This window comes from Intrasporangium flavum (genome assembly GCF_001956915.1).
GTDB lineage: Bacteria > Actinomycetota > Actinomycetes > Actinomycetales > Dermatophilaceae > Monashia > Monashia flava.
Genome location: NZ_MLJO01000027.1, coordinates 15,296 through 35,383 on the forward strand (window position 1 = coordinate 15,296; position 20,088 = coordinate 35,383).

The 20,088-nt window shown below is 71.0% G+C and carries 12 protein-coding genes; 4 read left to right on the forward strand and 8 right to left on the reverse strand.

Going from position 1 to position 20,088, the window contains the following annotated elements; all coding sequences use genetic code 11:
• Nucleotides 1-149: 149 nt before the first annotated feature.
• From BIV28_RS18215 to BIV28_RS18250, 8 genes are all read right to left on the reverse strand, one after another.
• Complete coding sequence (locus BIV28_RS18215; protein WP_242653127.1) at nucleotides 150-938, reverse strand: hypothetical protein; 789 nt, start codon at nucleotides 936-938, stop codon at nucleotides 150-152.
• Between the two features lie 226 nt (nucleotides 939-1,164).
• Nucleotides 1,165-1,689, reverse strand: coding sequence for a DUF4262 domain-containing protein (locus BIV28_RS18220; RefSeq protein WP_076263956.1), 525 nt, complete (start codon nucleotides 1,687-1,689; stop codon nucleotides 1,165-1,167).
• A 303-nt stretch (nucleotides 1,690-1,992) separates the two neighbouring features.
• Nucleotides 1,993-2,439 (reverse strand): 50S ribosomal protein L9, encoded by a 447-nt coding sequence (gene rplI, locus BIV28_RS18225; protein ID WP_076263957.1) that lies wholly within the window; start codon nucleotides 2,437-2,439, stop codon nucleotides 1,993-1,995.
• A 29-nt stretch (nucleotides 2,440-2,468) separates the two neighbouring features.
• Nucleotides 2,469-2,705 carry a 30S ribosomal protein S18 gene (rpsR, locus tag BIV28_RS18230; RefSeq protein ID WP_013494395.1) on the reverse strand — a complete coding sequence of 79 codons (237 nt, stop codon included), beginning with the start codon at nucleotides 2,703-2,705 and terminating at the stop codon, nucleotides 2,469-2,471.
• Between the two features lie 148 nt (nucleotides 2,706-2,853).
• Nucleotides 2,854-3,459: a single-stranded DNA-binding protein gene (locus BIV28_RS18235; RefSeq protein ID WP_076263958.1), complete on the reverse strand. Its 606-nt coding sequence runs from the start codon at nucleotides 3,457-3,459 to the stop codon at nucleotides 2,854-2,856.
• Nucleotides 3,460-3,561: 102 nt separating this feature from the next.
• A complete protein-coding gene (gene rpsF, locus BIV28_RS18240) occupies nucleotides 3,562-3,849 on the reverse strand; it encodes a 30S ribosomal protein S6 (protein WP_076263959.1) in 288 nt (95 codons plus the stop codon).
• 221 nt (nucleotides 3,850-4,070) lie between these two features.
• On the reverse strand, nucleotides 4,071-5,441 hold the full coding sequence (locus tag BIV28_RS18245; RefSeq protein ID WP_076263987.1) for a DUF2029 domain-containing protein: 1,371 nt from the start codon (nucleotides 5,439-5,441) through the stop codon (nucleotides 4,071-4,073).
• A 26-nt stretch (nucleotides 5,442-5,467) separates the two neighbouring features.
• Nucleotides 5,468-7,693 (reverse strand): transglycosylase domain-containing protein, encoded by a 2,226-nt coding sequence (locus BIV28_RS18250; RefSeq protein WP_076263960.1) that lies wholly within the window; start codon nucleotides 7,691-7,693, stop codon nucleotides 5,468-5,470.
• A gap of 416 nt (nucleotides 7,694-8,109) precedes the next feature.
• Here BIV28_RS18250 and BIV28_RS18255 point away from each other — a divergent pair, with 416 nt between their 5' ends.
• The 4 genes from BIV28_RS18255 (at nucleotide 8,110) to BIV28_RS20470 (ending at nucleotide 20,073) form a co-directional block, all read left to right on the forward strand.
• Complete coding sequence (locus BIV28_RS18255; protein ID WP_076263961.1) at nucleotides 8,110-14,355, forward strand: hypothetical protein; 6,246 nt, start codon at nucleotides 8,110-8,112, stop codon at nucleotides 14,353-14,355.
• 62 nt (nucleotides 14,356-14,417) lie between these two features.
• Entirely contained in the window at nucleotides 14,418-15,776 is a 1,359-nt protein-coding gene (locus BIV28_RS18260; RefSeq protein ID WP_207556094.1) for a multicopper oxidase domain-containing protein, read from the forward strand.
• 3 nt (nucleotides 15,777-15,779) lie between these two features.
• Nucleotides 15,780-17,102 (forward strand): multicopper oxidase domain-containing protein, encoded by a 1,323-nt coding sequence (locus tag BIV28_RS18265; protein ID WP_083707496.1) that lies wholly within the window; start codon nucleotides 15,780-15,782, stop codon nucleotides 17,100-17,102.
• A gap of 16 nt (nucleotides 17,103-17,118) precedes the next feature.
• Complete coding sequence (locus tag BIV28_RS20470; RefSeq protein WP_076263962.1) at nucleotides 17,119-20,073, forward strand: multicopper oxidase family protein; 2,955 nt, start codon at nucleotides 17,119-17,121, stop codon at nucleotides 20,071-20,073.
• The last annotated feature ends 15 nt before the right edge of the window (nucleotides 20,074-20,088 follow it).

The following is a 20,088-nucleotide window of genomic DNA, read 5'->3' on the forward strand; positions in this document are numbered from 1 at the left end:
GGCACCTTCCCGTGCCCCGTTCGACTCGAGTGGGCACTTTCCCACGCCTCTCCAGTCGAGTGGGCACTTTCCCACGCCTCTCCAGTCGAGTGGGCACTTTCCCGAGCTACGTTGAGTCGAATGGGCACTTCCTCACCCACGAGGGCGAGTCAGGACGCCCGGCGATCCCGACGAATGAGGTCCCGCTGCATCGCGAGCTCCATCGTCTGGGTCGAGAAGAACCGGGGCTCGACGCGGGAGAGGTCGAGGTCGCAGCGTGGGATGCCAAGCGCGGCGGCGAAGCGCAGCACGCACGCTCGACGCGCCTCCGGCGAGCTGAGGTCTTCGTTCCATATCTCCTCGACGACAAACTCTCCCTGGTGTTCGAAACCCTTGCGTCTTTCCCCATCAGCGACGCGTTGCTCGTCGCTCCCGTGGAACGCCTCGCCTTGGTACTCGCCCACGACACCGTGCTCTTCCCAGTACAGGTCGGCCACACCGAGAAAGCGACCAGCCACATCGATCACCGCTTGACCGAGCTCGGGCTCGGGCAGACCGCAGCGCACCAACATCAGTCGGGTGACCGTTTCGCGGGGCGATGCGGCTCCGAGCCGGATCTCAGACAGTGCCTCCAGGAGAATGACCTTGCCCCGGGGCCTCACGCGAGAGGCAAGGGCGCGATGCAGAGGGTGAATGGCGTTGAGGTCGAATGCCACCGCATCGCCAAGAACGATCAGGTCATCGAGGCCCGCCGGCTTGCCGCGCCCGACCAACTCACCGAAGTCCACCCACGTGTCGGCGGGAGCGACCACGGGGAGGCCGTGCGCGGATGTCGTGCCGCGGGCGTGCCTGACACGGTGCGCCACCACGCCGGGTCTGCGCATCCGGCGTGTGTCAAGCGGTCCGGTGACGTGAACGCGCTGGTCCTCGGCGATCGCGTAGGACAGGGGCAGCGCCAAGAGCTCCGCCGCCGTGACATGCGAGAAGACGGCGTCTGCGGGGAGGAGTGGGCGCAGAGCACGTGCCCGCTCGACGGCGGTTGTCGGCACACAGACCGATCGAACTCCCCGTGCCGGCCGGTGAAGGTCGGGACTGTCGAGTGCCCGGTCAGGGACGGCCACGCGGCGGAGCGGACCTGTGAGGAAGGCGCCGGACTCGAGCGCCGACGGCCATCCATCGCGAAGGTCAGCAACCGCAGTCGCACGAGCCGGCACCGTCGACCTCCACCCTGGCGCTGAAGGTGCCGGGCCGCGGCTGCCGGTGCGCAGGGTAGGGGTAACCAGCCTCCCAGGGAAAGGCACCGCCGACAGACCACGTGAGCTGCAGGACCGGGACGGAGACCTCTGACGGCCGACGGTAGTGCCGGTTCGCGCCGAACACGATGTCGCCAGGGTTCGGGACCTCCTCGACGAGGTACCGCTCTTCATGGTCCGGAAACCTCAGCTCTTCGCCGGGCACGAGATCACGGCCCTTGACGACCATGGTGTACAGGTGGTTCAGGAAGCCTGAGGCGCTCCCTTGGTCCAGACCGAAGACCAGTAGCTCCGGGTGCCCGAGCCCGAAGAGGCCGATGGTGTAGCAGAACGGCGTCGATGTGCCGTCGCCGTTGCACGGCATCACGTACTCGAGCGAGCACCCGTACCGCCGGATGTACTCACTGACGCGACGGTCCTCCTGATCGAGCCACTGGCTCACCCTGACGTCGTCCACGGGTTCCCTCCTCGTTGCGCGGGTTTGGAGGGCCAACTTTGCTGGTGAGCGGCTCTGCGCGCCGCAGCCTCGGAGCGCGCTGTGGACACCGACGCAAGGGCTCAGGCAGATGTGGAACTACGAGTCCAAGTGCCCACTCGACGGGGAGGAGCGCCGGGAATCGGCGCGAAGGGTTAGTTGGTCCAAGGGCCCACTCGAGGGGGAGGCGGGACTGGCCGGCAGGCCGGGCCGGCAGGGACGGCGAAGGGGCCGGGACCCGCGTGGTGCGGGTCCCGGCCCCTTCGGCCGTGCTGGCGTCGGCTCTCAGGCGGAGACGACGTCGAACTTCAGCGTCGCGAGGACGTCCGGGTGCAGGCGGACGGTGGCCTCGTAGGAGCCCGTCGTCTTGATGGCCTGCTTGACCTCGATCTTGCGCTTGTCGAGCTCGGGACCGCCGGCGGCCTTGACCGCGTCGGCGATGTCGCCGTTGCTGACGGCGCCGAAGAGGCGACCCGACTGGCCGGCGCGGGCCTCGACCTTGACGGTCGTGGCCTCGAGCTGGCCCTTGACACCCTTGGCGGTGTCGAGGTCCTTGATCGAGCGGACCTCGCGGCCCTTCGTCAGGGCGTCGACCTGCTTCTGCCCGCCCTTGGTCCACGGGGTCGCGAGACCGCGCGGGAGCAGGAAGTTGCGGCCGTAGCCGTCCTTGACCTCGACGATGTCACCGGCAGCACCGAGGCCGGAGACCTCGTGCGTGAGGATGAGCTTCATATCAGTTCTCCTGGTTCTCGAGGCCGGGCTCAGCGAGCCGAGCTCGAGTAGGGCAGCAGGGCCATCTCACGGGCGTTCTTGACGGCCGTGGCGATGAGACGCTGCTCCTGGACGGACACACCGGTCACGCGACGCGCGCGGATCTTGCCGCGGTCGGAGATGAACTTGCGCAGGAGCGCGGTGTCCTTGTAGTCGATGTTCTCGACCTTCGCCGCCTTGAGCGGGTTGGCCTTCTTCTTGGGCTTGCGCACAACGGGCTTTGCCATCGTGGTGCTCTCCTTCGTGATGAGAGCCCGGGGTTCTGCGCCCCGGGATGGGTCTGGATCTAGGTGTGCCGCGCGAGGCGGCGGTTGCCGGTCGGGGCCGGCGTGTCGATCAGCGCCTGATCAGGACGGGTCGATCAGGACGGGTCGATCAGAACGGGGGCTCGTCGTAGCTCGGGGCCTGGCCCCAGCCGCCGCCCTGGTTGCCGCCACCCTGCTGGCCGCCCTGGCCACCGGCGGGAGCACCCCAGCCGCCGCCCTGGCTGCCGCCACCCTGCTGGGCGGCCTGGCCACCGCCGGTCGCCCAGGGGTCCTCGCCCTGGCCGCCGCCCTGGCCGCTCCAGCCGCCACCCTGCTGGCCGCCGCCGAAGCCGCCGCCACCACCGCCGCCGCGCTGGGTCTTGTTGACCTTGGCCGTGGCCGAGCGCAGCGAGGGACCGATCTCGTCGACATCCATCTCGACGACGGTGCGCTTCTCGCCCTCCTTGGTCTCGTAGGACCGGGACTTGAGGCGACCGGAGGCGATCACACGCATGCCGCGCTGGAGCGACTCGGCGACGTTCTCCGCCGCGTCGCGCCAGACCGAGCAGCGCATGAACAGCGTCTCGCCGTCCTTCCACTCGTTGCTCTGGCGGTCGAACATCCGGGGCGTCGAGGCCACCGTGAAGTTCGCGACCGCGGCACCGGACGGCGTGAAACGCAGCTCGGGGTCGGCGGTCAGGTTGCCGATGATGGTGATGACGGTGTCGCCTGCCATGGATCAGTCCTTCGCTGGGTGATCGGAGCGAACGCTCGGGTGGTGATCGCGCTGGCGAGCCAGCGGGTGATCAGGGTCGATCAGGTGCTGATCGGTGCGTGATCAGGCGCCGGGGCGGAGCAGCTTGGTGCGCATGATCGACTCGCTGAGGTTCAGCTGACGATCGAGCTCCTGGGCCACGGCCGGCTCGGCGGTGAAGTTGACGACGGTGTAGATGCCCTCGGACTTCTTCTTGATGTCGTAGGCGAGGCGACGACGGCCCCAGATGTCGACGTTGTCGACGGTGCCGCCACCGTTCTTCACGACGGCCAGGAAGCGGTCCATCGTCGTGCCGACGGTGCGCTCCTCGGTCTCGGGGTCGAGGATGACCATGAGTTCGTACTGACGCATGCTTCTACCCACCTCCTCTGGTCTCGGCGGTCACGGGTCTCTCCCGTGACAGGAGGGTTGCAAACGTCCCGCCGTGGGCCACGGGTCACAGCCAACCAGATCGGACTGACAGGTGTCGGTCTTCTCCACAGGCCACCGGGCGCACGGCGAACCCGGCAAGAGTACCGGTCGGGCCCACCCGCGGCGAAATCGAGCGGAGCACGCGACCCCGGCCCGACGCGTCAGGCGAAGCGGACGATGAGACGGTCCTCGGCACCGGTCATCGGCCCGGCGAGGTCGTCCTGCTCGGGAGCGGGATCCTCGGGCGTGCCGCGCCGCCCCCAGCGGTCCCGGGCCCGCAGCCACGCGACGGCGACGAGCCACAGCACCGCCACGACGCGGAGCATCGAGAAGAAGGCGTACCAGGCCGGCGGCAGGCCGCGGTCGGGCACGGTGGTGGCTGCGATCGTCAGCCAGACGGCGACGAAGTTGAGCGCCTCGGCGCCGGCCCACAGCAGGTGCTCGCGCCACTGGAGCGCGCACCACGCGATGAGCGGCAGCAGCCACAGCGAGCTCTGCACCGTGAACGACTTGCCGGTGACGAGGACGATGCCGACCATGACGAGCGACACCTCGGCCACGGTGGGCCGGCGCGCGGACGCGAGGGCGAGCACCGCCCCGGCCAGCAGGGCCAGCAGCCAGCCGACGGCGGCGAGCGCGGTGACGACGCCGTCGGGCATCGCGTGCCCGGCCAGCTGCGGCAGCAGCCACGGCGAGCCGTAGCCGGCGGGAGCCGAGGACCAGCCGAGGTAGGCCGACGCGGCCGCGGCCGGGTTGAGGAAGGAGACGGCCGACAGGATCGCGCCGAAGGACAGGAACGTGTAGAGCGCGAGCCGGCCGAAGGCGCGCATCCGGCCGGAGCGCAGGCAGAGCAGCCCGATCGCGAGGACGAGGAGCACGGGGTAGCTGCGCGCGGCGATCGCCGCACCCAGGAGCACCCCGGCGAGCGTCGGGCGGCGCCGCGACCACGCCCAGAGGCCGGCGCTGGCGAGCGCGACGCCGAGCAGGTCGGCCGAGACGAAGCCGACGAGGGCCGCGACCGGCGACAGGGCGACGTGCGCCGCCGACCAGGCCGAGAAGGCCGAGGAGGCCACGCACCACACGACGACGAGCAGCAGGAGGGTGAGCAGCACCGACCAGAGCGCGAAGTACCAGGCCGCGCGGGTGCGCAGCGACCCGTCGTCGGGCACGAGGCTCGCGACGGCCGTCAGCGCCAGGCCGGTCAGCGGCGGCTGGCCGGTGGTCGGGGCCCCCGACCCGCCCTGGAGGAACGCGGCGAGCCCCGCCTTGACGTTGCCGTCGCGGTAGGCGTTGGGCAGGTCGGCGTAGCAGGCGCTCCAGAACTGGGTGTCGCCGGTGAACCCGGTACGCAGGCAGGGCGCCCGCAGCAGGATGCCGAGCCCCGCTGTGACCGCGGTGAGCGCCGACAGGATGGCGGCCGTGAGGACCCAGGGCAGCTCGCGGCCCGTGGCGTAGCGGCCGCGCGGCCCGCCGATGACCTCAGAGGCCGCCGTGACGACCGGGTCGTCACGGCGGGCGGGGACGCGCGTCACCGGGTCCTCGAGGTCCGCACCCGACGTCACCCGCCGGCGCCGGCACCACCGCCGCCTCCACCGCCGCCGCCCCCACCGCCGGGGCCGGGGCCCGTCGACGTGGGAGACGGGAAGGGCAGGGTGAAGGTGCCGGTGGCGGTCGGCGAGTCGGTGGGCGTCGGCTTGCCGGTGCCCTTCGTCTTCGTCGGCGTCGGCGTCTCGGTCGTCGTCGTCGGGGCCTGCGTGGTCGTCTCGGACGTCGTCGTCGGGGTCGGCGTGAACGTCGTCGTCGGCGTCGGGACCTTGTCGTCGCCGATGCCGGCGCGCTTCGGGAAGTCCTGCACGGGCACGCCGTCCATGACGATCTTCATGAAGTCGTAGAAGACGTCGGCCGGGACGGTGCCACCGGTGAGGTTGGTGTCCTCGGCGCTCGTCAGCTGCTGCGGGTTGCCGTTCGCGTCGGGCTTGTACATGCCGATCGAGACGGCCAGCTGCGGCACGAAGCCGGAGAACCAGATCGACTTGGCGTAGGACGACGTACCGGTCTTGCCGGCGACCGGGCGGTCGAGCCGCTGCAGCTTCGTGGCCGTGCCGCCGTCCTTGACGGTGTAGGTCATGGCGTCGGTGACGTCGGCCGTGACGTCCTTGTCGAAGGCCCGACGCGTCTCCGGCTTGGCCTGGTAGCTGAAGTCGCTCGTCGTCGAGGTGACCTTCTTGACGAAGTACGGCTTGGACCGCACGCCCTGGCCGGCGATCGTCGAGTAGGCCGTGGCCATGTCGATGACGTGCGGCGAGGCGGTGCCGAGGACGTTGGTCAGCGTGTTGTCGAGGCCCGGCGTCCGCTCGGGGATGCCGGCGTCGATGGCCGCCTGACGCGTCAGCTTCGGGGTGATCGTGTTGTTGAGGTTGACGAAGGCCGTGTTGATCGAGCGACCGATCATCCGGCGCATGTCGACCATGCCGTAGGAGCGGTCACCGAAGTTCGTGATCGTCGTGCCGGCGATGTCCTGGGGCTGGTCGCCGTCGAACTTCGTCTTCGTCGAGACGCCGTCGCGGACCGCGGCGAGCACGGCGAACGGCTTGAAGTTCGAGGCGCCCTGCATGATCGCCTGGGTGGCCGAGTTGAACTGGCTCTTGCGGTAGTCCTCGCCGCCGTACATCGCGATGACCGCGCCGTCGCCGGGCTTGATCGCCACGAGGCCGCCCTGGACCTTCTTGGGCAGGTTGTCCTGCATCGCCTGGATCGCGGCGCCCTGGGCCTTCTTGTCGATCGTCGTGGTGATGCGCAGGCCGCCCTGGTCGATGTCCTGCTCGGTCAGGCCCTTGCTGATGAGCTCGCGCTTGACCTGGGCGGTGATGAAGCCGTTCGGGCCCGCGGAGAACTGGTTCGGCTTGTACGGCAGGATCTTCGGCAGCTCGCTGTACTTCGCGCGCTCGGCCTGGCTGAGCCAGCCCTCGGTGACCATGCCGTCGAGGACGTAGCCGACGCGCTGCTCGAGGTTGGCCTTGGCCTTCGGGCCGTTGGCCGGGTCGTAGAGCGACGGCGCGTTGATGACGGACGCGAGCACCGCGCCCTCGGCGACGTTGAGCTTGCCGACGTCCTTGCCGAAGTAGGCCTTGGCGCCGGACTGGATGCCGTACGCGCCGCGACCGTAGTAGATGGTGTTGAGGTAGTCCTCGAGGATCTGGGACTTGCTGCGCTGGCCGTCGATCTTGATGGCGAGGAGGATCTCGCGGGCCTTGCGGCTGATCGTGCGGTCCTGGGTCAGGAAGTAGTTCTTGACGTACTGCTGGGTGATCGTGGAGCCACCCACCTGGGCCTCGCCGGTGACGCTCGTCTTGACGGCGCGGAGGATGCCGCCGACGGAGATGCCGTTGTTGGCGTAGAAGGTGCGGTCCTCGGCGGCGATGTGCGCCTCCTGGACGAACTTCGGCACCTGGGCCAGCTTGACCGACTCGCGGTTGCCGTCCTGGGAGGAGATGCGGTCCATCTCGGTCTTGCCGTCGCTGTAGTAGACGATCGAGACCTGCCGGTTGGCGATCTCGTTCGCCGCCGGGATGGTGATCTTGTTGTAGGCGATGAAGACGCCGATCACCCCGAGCACGAACAGCACGGCGCCGGCGATCGAGCCCCACTTCAGGGTCCCGAGCACCCACTTCTTCCAGCCGGTGCGTCCGCCGTCAGCGCCGCTGCCCCGACCGTCGCCGCCGCGCGGGCCGGCCTTGGTGGCCGCCAGCTGGGCGGCACGGACCTCGTGCCTGCTCTGACTCACTCATCCACTCCGTTTCAGCGATGTGGCCCGGACTTCCGCCCCGGGCCGCACATCAGTATGACGCGACGCGGTGCCGGACACCCAAACGAGAGGACGAGCCTCACAGAGGCTGCACAGGCTGTCCACCGGTGCTCCCGAGGTCCCTGCACGGACGTACCCGTCCGTGCGCGCCCACCGTCGCGCCCACCGTCGCGCACGCCACGGGCCCGCCTCACCTGACGGGTTCCTGACGGCGGCGTGAGGCGTCGCTGACCCCGACCTGACGCGTCGCGACGCCTGCGCTGACGCCCGGGTGACACCGCCCACACGGATCTCTGACGGCCCGCCGGGTTCCGGTCCGGGCCGCCTGCACCCGGGGGTGACATGGCCCAAGGCGAGCGCCCGGGGCGGGTGCTCGGAGGGCAGAGGTGAGTCGGATGGACGAACACGGCCAGGTTGCGACCATCGGCACGCAGGGGACGGGCGGCACGACGCCGACGCCCCTGCGGGCCCGGACCGCCGGCGCGCGCGCCCGGCACGAGCACACGGCCGGACGCCGACGCGTCCGGCGGCGTGCCCGGGGCGGGCCGGGCGGCCTGCGTGGTGGCCCGGCCCGACGCGTGGTGTCGGCCGTGGGTGCGATGGCACTCGCGGTCGGCACGCTCGTGTCCGTGCCCCTGCTCGCGGCGGTCCCCGCCCAGGCGGCCACGAGCGCCGTCCACGTGCAGCTGCACGCCGCCCGGACCGAGGCGCACGCGAACCCGCCCGTCACCGAGGGCGACCCGGTCACCGACTTCCGCTACATGATCAACGTCGACAACTCCGGCAAGAGCGACCCGGCCGGCGGCCCGCAGCCGGGCTCCGGCTGCTCCGCCGAGGACCCCGGCTACCCGGCGAGCTGCACGTGGCCCTCGATCCTCGAGGACCCGGGGGCGGCCCCGATCTACCGCCAGGGCACGAGCGCCGACTTCGCGAACGGCGCGACGCTGACGCTGCCCGACGGCAACTACCTCGTCACGGTGCTCGCCGACGGCTACAAGATCGACGGCGCGCACTTCTCGGTGCCGAGCGCCGACGGCACCGTCGACGTCGGCGTGCAGCCGGACCCGCTGCCGGACGCCACGCTGCGCGCGTACGTCTTCCAGGACGAGGCGTCGACGAACGGCGCCATCGACAACGGCGAGGACGGCCTCGCCGGCTTCCAGGGCCACATCAACGACACCCTCGGCGAGGTCACGACCGACGTCTACGGCAACCCGCTGTGCACGACGTACGTCGGCGAGGACCCCGACACCCACATGATCCCGTGGACCGCCGCGTCACGCGACGCCGACGGCCTGCCGGTCGTCGACACGGTCGGCGGCAAGTGCTTCAGCGACGCCACCGGCATGGTCGCCATCCCGCACCTCGGCACCAACCGGTACACGACGACGATCACCCCGCCCGACGGCACCGACTGGATCCAGACGACGACCCTCGAGGGCAACCACGACTTCGACACGTGGCTCATGGAGGGCGCGACCGGCTACGACACCGAGTTCACGGTGGCCGGCGAGCCCGTCCCGACGCCGCAGTTCGGCTTCGTGCACCCGCACAACAGCCTCGGCACCACGGCGTCCGGCTCGATCAGCGGCGTCGTCGTCGCGGCGAAGCAGTACTACCCGCCCGTCGGTGGCAGCTTCAACCTCTACAACGGGATGACCGGCAGCAAGCTCGACACGCCGATCGCCGACCCGGTGCTCTCCCTCAACGACCTCGACAACGGCGACCAGGCCGTCTGGGTCGGGCGCGGCGCCGCGGACGGCAGCTTCACGATCCCGCACGTGCCCGATGGCACCTACCAGCTGACGTGGTGGGACGAGCCGCAGGACTACATCCTCATGCTCGTCAACGTCACCGTGTCCGGCGGCCGGGCCGTCGACATGAAGCAGCTGCCGATGAACGGCTGGTGGACCGAGGTCACCGGCCACGTCTTCCTCGACGACAACAAGAACGGCAAGCGCGACCCCGGCGAGCAGGGCGTGGCCCAGTTCCCGCTGACGCTGCGCAAGAAGGACAACTCGCTCATGGACCGCGGCTCGAACGCCGTGTCGACCGACAGCGCCGGCTACTACCGCTTCGAGAGCGGCTACCCGCTGGCCGAGTGGTTCGTCCTCGAGGCCTACTCCGACGCCTTCTACACGACCGGCGTCACCTACCAGGCCGACAACCAGCCCACCCCGACGACCGTGCTCGGCTCGGGTGTCGATGTCAGCCTGCTGCCGATCATCGGCCTGTCCGGCACCGTCGACTGGGGCGTGCAGAAGTACGACGCGGCCGGCACCAAGGGCGGCCCGCGCAACGGCGGCATCGTCGGGTCGGTCAGCTACGACACGACCCGCAACGAGCTCGACCCGCAGTACGCGGCCTCCGAGGACTGGCAGCCCGGCGTCCCGAACGTCCCGGTCAAGCTCTACGACACCGTGGACTGCCCGGCCGACGGCTCGCTGCCGTGCGACCCGAGCGACACCTACGCCCTCGCCCCCGACGGCTCCTACAAGCAGGGCAAGCTGCTCAACACCTACGTCTCCGAGTCGTGGGGCCGGCCCACCGGCTGCGTCGCCCGCGACGCCGACGGCAAGCCGTTCGCGCACCCGGCCGACGAGGACGTCCTCGTGCCGGACCAGGCGACCGGCGGCGAGTGCCTCGCGGCCCTCGTCCAGGGCGTCCAGGTGGGCCCGTACGCCACCGACCAGGGCACGCCCGACGCGAACTTCGGCGCCGCGGTCGACGGCAACTACGGCTTCGGCGACGGCTGCTTCACCGGCACGCTCGACGCGTCCGACCCCGCCAACCCGACGTGCACCGACGGGTCCGGCAACGACGCCTTCACGAGCCTGCCCGGCGGGCACAGCTACCTCGTGCACATCGACCTGCCCGACGACCAGAGCGGCAACCCGATGTACTCGGTGACCTCCGAGGAGGACATCAACATCGCCCGCGGCGACACGATCGTGCCGCAGGTCCCGCCGCCGGCGTGCGCCGGCGCCCTGCACACCGTCGACGTCGCCGGTGCCGGCACCGACGACTACCCGGCCAAGGCCGGCGACGGCACCAACGGCCTGCCGACCGGCGTCACCGTCCCGGCGTCCTCGCCGGTGTCGAACGCGCCGTTCGTCGACATGGGCGGCTCGCCCTACGAGGGCGCGGTCAAGCCGCGCTGCGACACCAAGCTCGTCGACCTCAACAACGGCAAGTCGATCGTGCCGATGTTCAACGTCTTCACCGACGTGCCGCTCCCCTCGCGCATGCGCGGGCTCCTCGTCGACGACCTCAACTTCTCCGTCGACAAGCGGACGACCGGCTTCGGCGACAAGGCCGGCGTGGCCTACGCGCCGGTCGGCATCTACGACTTCACCAACCGGCTCGTCTACACGGCGCACTCCGACTTCAACGGCATCTACGACGTGCTGATGCCCTCGACCGACCACATCTCCTGCCCGACGCCGTCCGGTGTCTGCACAGGCATGTACCGGTTCGTCGGCAACGACCCCGGCGTCCCGGGAGCGCTCAACCAGGACTACAACCCGCGCTTCCGCACCATCGCGACCGAGTTCGAGGCCATGCCCGGGGTGACCATCCCGACCGACCTCGCCCCGACGCAGGTGGGCGTCAGCGTCGGCACGCCGGGCACGAGCCCGACGACCGTGACCTGCCCGATCGACGCAGTGCAGCCGCAGCTGTTCTCGGTGTCCAAGCCGTTCGTGCGCAGCACGGACACGGGCACGGCCCGCAACGTCACGGTCAACGGCCTCGGCTTCGGGGCGACCCGGGGCACCGGGACCGTCACCCTCGACGGCGTCGCCCTGCCGACGAGCGCCTACCAGTCGTGGAACGACACGACGATCCAGCTGGCGATCCCGGCCGTGGGCACCAACCCGGCCACGAGCGTCGCGGCCGGCCCGCACAGCCTCGTCATCACCGCCTCGAACGGGATGAGGACGGTCAACGGGATCACCTTCCACGTGCTGGGCACGGGGTACAGCCCGAACGTCTACACCGTCGGCCCGGGTGCCCTCGCCTCGAACGCGCGCTACAACCCGGCGAGCACGGCGAGCCAGACCGGCACCGCCGGCGTCAGCCACGCCATCCAGAACGCGCTCGACGACGCCCGCACCAGCGCCGGTACCGACCTCGTGGTGGTGTACCCGAACACCGCTGTGCCCGTGACGAACCCGCGTGGCGCGTACTACGAGAACCTCGTCGTGTCGGCTCCGGTCAAGCTCCAGGGCATCGGTGCCGGCGGGTTCCAGGGATCCACGCCGACGAGCCCGCACATCCAGGGCACGATCATCGACGGCAGCGCGTTCGGTGGCGACACCGACCTCGCCACCGACTGGTTCACCCGCGTCGCCGCCATGACGTGGGCCGGCAACCAGGCCGTCAACGACGGCGCCGTCGTCTACCTGCTCGCCCAGGCGAACACGTTCCCCGACAGCAGCTCGGCCTTCAAGCCGGCCGTCGACGGGTTCGACATCCGGGGCGGTGACCAGCAGGGCTTCCCGGGCAACCTCAACGACCTGACCGGGCAGCTGACCAACCTGCCGCCGAACATCGTGACGCAGGGCGGGGCGATCTTCGCCAACGCCTACGTGCGCCAGCTGCAGGTGACCAACAACGTCGTCGAGAACAACGGCGGCGGCTACGGCACCATCCGCATAGGCACCCCCGACCTGGCGGCGCCGGACACCAACCAGCACAACGAGCACGTGCGGATCGCGAACAACCGCATCGTGCAGAACGCCGGCACCAACCTCGCCGGGGCCATCGGGCTCTTCGCCGGCTCGGACGGCTACGAGGTGTCCGGCAACGACCTCTGCGGCAACTTCAGCCTCGAGTACGGAGCCGGGCTCAGCGTCTACGGCTACAGCCCGGGCGGTTCGGTGCACCACAACCGGATCACGCTCAACAACTCCAACGACGAGGGTGCCGGCATCATGATCGCCGGTCAGCTGCCCGCCGACCCGACGACGCTCTCGCCGGGGTCCGGCGCGGTCGACATCCACGACAACCAGATCCAGGCCAACCTCGCCAACGACGACGGCGGCGGCATCCGGTTCCTCATGTCGGGCAACTTCCCGATGAACGTCTACAACAACGTCATCGCGAACAACGTCTCGACCCACGAGGGCGGCGGCATCGCCATCGACGACGCGCCGAACGTGCGGATCTACGGCAACACGGTCATGGGCAACATCACGACGGCCACCGCCGTGACGTCCAACGGGCTGCCGGCCCCGGCCGGGGTCTCGACGGCGACCAACAGCGACCAGCTGCAGGCGACGCTGCCCGCCGGCTCGCCCGTCTTCAGCCGGCCGCTGATGTTCGACAACATCCTCTGGGACAACCGTGCCGGCACCCGTGCGGGCACGACCGTCACGGGCATCGGCCTGGCCGGTGACTCCTCGCCCGTCGACGAGTGGGCGGTCGGCAACGCCGACGGCACCGGCCTGCTCGCGCCGACGAGCTCGGTGATCCAGCAGGACGCGTCGCACCCGTACACGACGAGCGCGACGAACCGGATGACCGACCCGCAGGTCGTGCGCCCGTACGCCCTGTCGGTGTCGTTCGCGACGTGGCGCCAGAACCCGGCGTTCGTCGACGCGAACGTCGTCACGGTGGAGCAGCCGCCCGACCTCATGGGCAACTACCACCTGGCCTCGTGCGCGACCGGCTCGGCCTCCCCGGCCTGCAACCTCGGAGCGGCCTCGGCCGGAGGCGTCTCGATGCCGACGACCGACATCGACGGCGACGGACGTCCGTCCAACGGTGGCTACGAGGCCGGCGCGGACGAGTCGTCGGGCGGGACCGTGACGCCGCCGCCGACGTCCCCGGCGTTCTACTTCTCGACGACCGGCAACGCCAACCCGCCGGGGGTCGCGGGGACCGCCGACGACGCCGACGTCTACGCGTGGAACACGCCGTCGAACACCTTCAGCCGGAGCATCGACGTGACCGCGGCACCGTACGGCGTGCCGGCCGCGGCCAACCTCGACGGCCTGTCGATGGTCGACGCGACGCACTTCTACGCCTCGTTCAGCAACGACACGACCCTCCCGGGACTCGGGGCGGTCCAGGACGAGGACGTCGTCTACTGGAACGGCAGCGCCTGGTCGGTGTGGTTCGACGGCACGACCCGCGGCCTGACCTCGACGGCGCTCGACGTCGACTCCATCACCGTCCGCGGCGGCGTCCTCTACTTCGGCACCGCCGGGGCACAGCGTCCGCCGGGCGTCGGCGGCACGACCGACCAGAACGACCTCTACAGCTGGAACGGCACCGCGTTCGCACGGGTCTGGGACGCGTCGGTGCACGGCGTGCTGCCCCTGACCCACGTCGACGCGGCGACGTACGTGGACGCCACGCACGTGTACCTGTCGTTCGACGGCACGAACAACCTCATCCTCACGGGCGGGCTCAGCTCGCTGACCGTCCAGGACGAGGACGTCGTGTACTGGCAGAGCACGAGCGCCACCTCCCTCGGCTCGTGGTCCGTCTTCTTCGACGGCACGGCCCGCGGGCTGACCGCCACCGACCACGACATCGACGCGTTCTCGCTGCCGACCGGGGCGACCGCGCCCGCGGCGGCCGCGGTCCGTGCCGGTGCCCGCGTGGCTCCCGGGATCGGGGGGCCGGTCCGATGACCGGCCGCCCCGGCCCCGCGCCGCACCTCCAGCCCACCGCTCCTGCACGACAAGGGGACACCATGGACACGCTCCACCCGACCGAGCCGGGCGGCGTCAGCCGGCGCCGGTTCCTCGGCCTCGCCGGCGGCGCGGCCCTCGTGGCCGGCGTCGGCACCTGGAGCGGGCGCGTGCTCGCGCCCGAGCAGGTGGCCTCCGCGGCGGACGCGCCGGCGAACCTCTACCTCGCCGGCACCGACGGCTGGATCCACCTGCCGCCGACGCCGGCGATCCCGCCGTTCCACCCGGACAACCTCGCGCCTCCGGGCCTGACGACCTACGTCTTCGGGTTCCGCAACGTCACCGGGATGACGACGACCCAGCGGCTCGCGCAGAAGAACAAGGCGCAGCACTCGGCGCCGCTCTTCTGGGTCGACCAGTACGACCCCAACGCGCACAACGAGTTCCGCGTGCAGCTGACGAACCTGGGCCTGGCGCTGCGGCCCGACCTCTTCGACGCGCACACCCTGCACTGGCACGGCTTCCGCAACGTCATCCCGTTCTTCGACGGGGAGCCGACGGGGTCGGTGTCGGTGCCGGCCGGGCGGGAGTTCACCTACGTCTACCGGCCGCGGGACCCGGGCACCTACATGTTCCACTGCCACGTCGAGGACGTCGAGCACGTGCACATGGGCATGACGGGCCTCGTGTTCGTCCGGCCCCTGCAGGACGGCCAGAGCAAGACCCACGACGGCCGCACCTACACGAAGTTCCTCTACAACGACGGCGACGGCTCGACCGGCCACGACCGCGAGTTCGCGATGTTCCTGTCGGAGGTGTGGGCCGAGGCCCACTGGGCCGACGCGCACATCCAGCTGCCGGAGTGGAGCGACTACCGGGCCGACTTCGCCCTCCTCAACGGACGCGTCTACCCCGACACCATCGAGCCGAACGGGCCGTCGGTCAACGCGTTCCACACCGAGTCCGGCGTGACGTTCGACGCGACCGGCGACCTCATCGCCCCGGCCGGGCGACCGGACCTGCAGTACCAGCCGAACTCCTCACTCGTGCGGTGCAACTCGGGTGAGCGGGTGGCGCTGAGGTTCGCCAACCTCGGGTTCCGCGAGGCGGCCATGACGACGAGCGGCATCCGGATGCGCGTCGTCGGCCGGGACGCCACCCCGATGCGCGGGCGCGACGGCACCGACACCTCGTACGAGACCGAGACGCTCAACATCGGCCCGGGCGAGAGCTACGACGTCGTGTTCACGGCCCCGGCCAAGACGGGGTCGGGCGCCTACGACACCTACTACCTCTACAACCGCGCGTTCAACCGCTCGAACAACCTCGCCCCGGGCGGGTTCGGCGGCCAGGCGACCGAGATCCGGGTGTACGCGAGCGGCGTCGGGCCGCAGGCCTACCCGAACGACTGGGGGAACTGAGCCATGAGCCTCACACCACGTCTCCGGCGTCGCGGGTCATCCCTGCGACGCGTGCTGGCCGCCGCCACGGTCACCGCGCTCGGCGCGGTCGGTGCGGCGGTCGTCCAGGGCGCACCGGCCACGGCCGACGCGCCGCCGCGCAACGGGATCGTCTGCACCTCAGGCGGATCCGCGCCCGGCAACCCGGTCTTCGACCTGACGACGCGCACCGGCTACATCGACCTGCCGGACGGCAACACCGCGTACATGTGGGGCTACTCGAGCGGGTTCGACCCGTTCCAGCACCCCGGACCGGTGCTCTGCGTCCACGAGGGCGACACCGTCACCGTCATCCTCCACAACACCCTCGAGGACCCGACCTCGATCGTCTTCCCGGGCATGGACGACGTCCGCGCCGACGGGGTGGCCTCGCAGCCGCAGGTCGACGGCACCGGGCTGGTGACGAGCCTCGCGCCCGGCGCCGCCGCCCTGACGGGCACGACGACGTACACGTTCACCGCGTCCCGCCCGGGCACCTACCTCTACGAGTCGGGCACCAACCCCGAGAAGCAGGTGCGGATGGGCCTGTTCGGCGCGCTGGTCGTGCGGCCGACGCTCGGCGACGACTACGCCTACGACTCCGCCGACAGCCGGTTCAACCCGACCGAGGAGTTCATGGTCCTCCTCTCGGAGATCGACCCCTACCAGCACCAGGCGGCCGAGGCCCACAAGAGCTTCAACCTCAACAACTACAAGGCTCGGTACTGGCTCATCAACGGCCGCGGCTACCCGGACAGCATCGCCGACAACGGCGCGTCGTGGCTGCCCAACCAGCCGTACGGGTCGCTCGCCACGGTCAAGCCCTACGACCCGGTGACCCACCCGCTCAACGGCCTGGCCCGCTACCTCAGCGTCGGCAGCGAGGACTACCCGTTCCACCCGCACGGCAACAACGGGCTCGTCGTCGGCCGCGACGGCCACCCGCTCAAGAGCCCCGCCGGCGGCGACCTGTCGATGGAGAAGTTCGCCATCAACATCGGCCCCGGGCAGACGTGGGACGTGCTCTTCAAGTGGTACGACGCCGAGGGCTACAGCCCGAGCAACCCGGTGACCGTGACCGTCCCGAGCCTGGCCAACCAGGTGGTCGGCACGTTCTACAGCGGCAGCCCGTACCTCGGCTCGACGCAGGCCCTGCCGCCGGGGGTGCAGACCCTCAACCAGTGCGGCGAGTACTACATCATCAGCCACAACCACGCGCTGTACCAGATCACCTCGTGGGGCGTGACGATGACCGGTCCCATCACGTACATGCGGATCGAACCGCCGGCCCCGAACACGTGCGGTTGAGGAAGAGGTGGATCCGATGACGACACGCACCCGCGCACCGCGCGTCCTGGCCCGGTCGCTCGCGACCGGAGGCCTGCTCACGGCGGCCTGGCTGCTGCTGGGCCCGGCCGGCTCGGCGCACGCCGCCGACCGCTCGATCGACCTGTGGGCGGTCAGCGGCTCGACGAGCCTCCCCGGGCTCGCCTCCCCGCTGCCCGTCTGGGGCTACACGTCCGACGGCTCGGCGCCGACCGCCCCCGGCGGTCCGGTGCTCACCGTCGACGAGGGCGACCAGGTGACGATCACCCTGCACAACTCGCTGGCCGAGAACACGGCGCTGCACGTCGGCGGCCAGTCGCTCGTGCCCGACACGACCGGGGCCGCGGCGAGCGGCACCCGCACGTACACCTTCACCGCGAGCCGTCCCGGCACCTACCTCTACGAGGCGGGCCTCACCGCGAACAGCGAGCACCAGGTGGCGATGGGCCTCTACGGCGCCCTCGTCGTGCGGGCGACCGACCCGGCGCAGGCCTACGACGACGCCGGCACGGCGTTCGACGTGTCGGCCCCGGTGGTCCTCGGCGAGATCGACCCGGCACTCAACGCGAGCGCCAACCCGGCCGGCTTCGACCTGCGCACCTTCAAGCCGCGCTACTTCACCGTCAACGGCAAGGTGCACCCGCAGAACGCACCGATCACCGCGGCGTCGGGGCAGAAGCTCCTGCTGCGTTACGTCAACGCCGGGCTCTCCTACCGCTCGATGGGCGTCCTCGGCGCCTCGCAGCGGCTCGTCGGCGTCGACGGCAGCCCGCTGCGCAACGGCACCACCGACATCTCGCGCAGCTACGTCGCCGAGACGTTCGGACCCGGCCAGACCGCGGACGCCCTCGTCACCCTGCCGGCGACCGCGACCGACCGTCGCCTCGCCGTCTACGACGCGAGCCTGACGCTGCACAACTCGAACACGGCCGGCGCGGGCGGCATGCTCGCCGTCGTCGCCGTGGCCGGTTCGGGCGTCGCCTCCCCCGACACGGCGGGTCCGGCCACGACCGGCGTCGCCTGGGCGTCAGGCACGCTGACCGCCACGGTCAGCGACGTCGCGACGGGCAACAGCGCCGTCACCGCGGCCGAGTACCGGCTCGACTCGGTGGCCGCCCCGCCGACCGCGATGAGCGGGTCCTTCGGCGCGCCGACGGCCACCGTCACGGCACCCGTCGCCATCGCGTCCGGCCAACACGTCGTCTACGTGCGCGGCCGCGACGCCGGCGGCAGCTGGGGCCCGTGGAGCTCGGTCCTCGTCACCGGCAACGACGTCGTCGGGCCCACGACGAGCGGCGTCGTGCTCGCCCCCGACCGGACCAACGGCTCGGTGGCCGTGGCCGTCAGCGCCACCGGCAACGACTCCGCCTCCGGCGGGCACGCCATCGCGGCGGCCGAGCTGTCGGTCGACGGCGGCTCGCCCATCGCCATGACCGTCGCGACCTCCGGCCCGGTGGCGAGCGTCACCGGCTCGATCCCGGCCGCCACGGTGGGCGCCCTCGCCGAGGGCAGCCACACGGTGTCGGTCCGCACGCAGGACTCCGTCGGCAACTGGGGCGACCCGTCCACGGCGACGTTCGTCGTCGACAAGACCGGTCCCGCGGCATCCGCCGTCAGCGTCGTGCCCGACCCGAACAACGGCCTCCAGCCGGTCAACGGTGCGACGCCGTCGGTGCGCCTGTCGGCCACCCTGACCGACAACCCGTCGGCCGTGGGCGCCGCCCAGAGCACGGTCGCGGCCGCCGAGGCGTTCGTGGACACGCTCGGGTCGCCGGGCTCCGGCATCCCGCTCGAGGCCTCGGACGGGGCCTGGTCCGGACCCGTCGAGAACGCCTACCTCGACATCCCGCTCGCCACGGTGCGGCAGATGACCGAGGGCTCGCACACGCTGTGGGTCCGCGGACGCGACGCCGCCGGCAACTGGGGTGCGGCGGGCCAGGTCGTGCTGCACGTCGACAAGACGGCCCCGGCGATCACGGCCCTGACGGCGACGCCGAACGCGGCCACGAGCACCATCACGGTGTCCGGCACCGCGACCGACGCGCTGTCGGCCCTGACGAACGTCGAGTGGTTCCGTGGCGCCGACCCCGGCGCCGGCAACGGCACCGCGCTCACCGTCACGGCGGGCGGCGCCATCAGCGGCACCATCGACACGCACGCCTTCGCCGACGCCTCGACGACCTTGTCCTTCCGGGTCCGCGACGCGGCCGGCAACTGGAGCGCCGTCGTGAACCGAACGCTCACCGTCACCCACCAGCTGCGCTACTCCACCGCGGGCAACACCAACCCGCCCGGGGTGGCCGGCACGGCGGACGACGCGGACATCTACCTGTTCAACGGCACCGCCCACTCGCGGCTGCACGACCTGAGCACGATGGGTGTCCCGACGAGCGCCAACGTCGACGGGTACAGCCGCGAGGACGACACGCACTTCTACGTCTCGTTCGCCGGCACGACGACCGTCACCGGCCTCGGCACCGTCCAGGACGAGGACGTGCTCTACCGCAACGGCACCACGTGGGAGCTGTACTACGACGGCTCCACGCACGGCGTCACCGCCAACGTCGACGCGATCAGCGTCGTCGGCACCGGCACCGGGCGCGTCCTCTACCTCTCCCTCGCGACGAACACGACGCCGCCGGGAGTCACGGGGGCGGCCGGTGACGACGCGGACGTCTACCGGTGGACGAGCGGCAGCACGTACACGCGGGTCCTCGACGCGACGACGGCCGGCATCCCGGCCACCGCCAACGTCGACGGCCTCACCTGGGTCGGCACGACGGACTACTACCTGTCCTTCAGCGCCGACGCCACCGTCACCGGCCTCGGCACCGCGGCCGACGAGGACGTCATCCACCGCAGCGGCACCGCGTGGAGCACGTACTTCGACGGCTCGCTGCACGGCCTGTCCACGAGCAGCAACCTGGACGTCGACGCGTTCGACATCCGCTGACCCGAGACGGGCGCC

Excerpts from the sequence above, each read along its gene's own strand:
- rplI (WP_076263957.1), bottom strand. The coding sequence starts at position 2,439 with ATGAAGCTCATCCTCACGCACGAGGTCTCCGGCCTCGGTGCTGCCGGT.
- rpsR (WP_013494395.1), bottom strand. The coding sequence starts at position 2,705 with ATGGCAAAGCCCGTTGTGCGCAAGCCCAAGAAGAAGGCCAACCCGCTC.
- BIV28_RS18235 (WP_076263958.1), bottom strand. The coding sequence starts at position 3,459 with ATGGCAGGCGACACCGTCATCACCATCATCGGCAACCTGACCGCCGAC.
- rpsF (WP_076263959.1), bottom strand. The coding sequence starts at position 3,849 with ATGCGTCAGTACGAACTCATGGTCATCCTCGACCCCGAGACCGAGGAG.
- BIV28_RS18255 (WP_076263961.1), top strand. The coding sequence starts at position 8,110 with ATGGACGAACACGGCCAGGTTGCGACCATCGGCACGCAGGGGACGGGC.
- BIV28_RS18260 (WP_207556094.1), top strand. The coding sequence starts at position 14,418 with ATGGACACGCTCCACCCGACCGAGCCGGGCGGCGTCAGCCGGCGCCGG.
- BIV28_RS18265 (WP_083707496.1), top strand. The coding sequence starts at position 15,780 with ATGAGCCTCACACCACGTCTCCGGCGTCGCGGGTCATCCCTGCGACGC.
- BIV28_RS20470 (WP_076263962.1), top strand. The coding sequence starts at position 17,119 with ATGACGACACGCACCCGCGCACCGCGCGTCCTGGCCCGGTCGCTCGCG.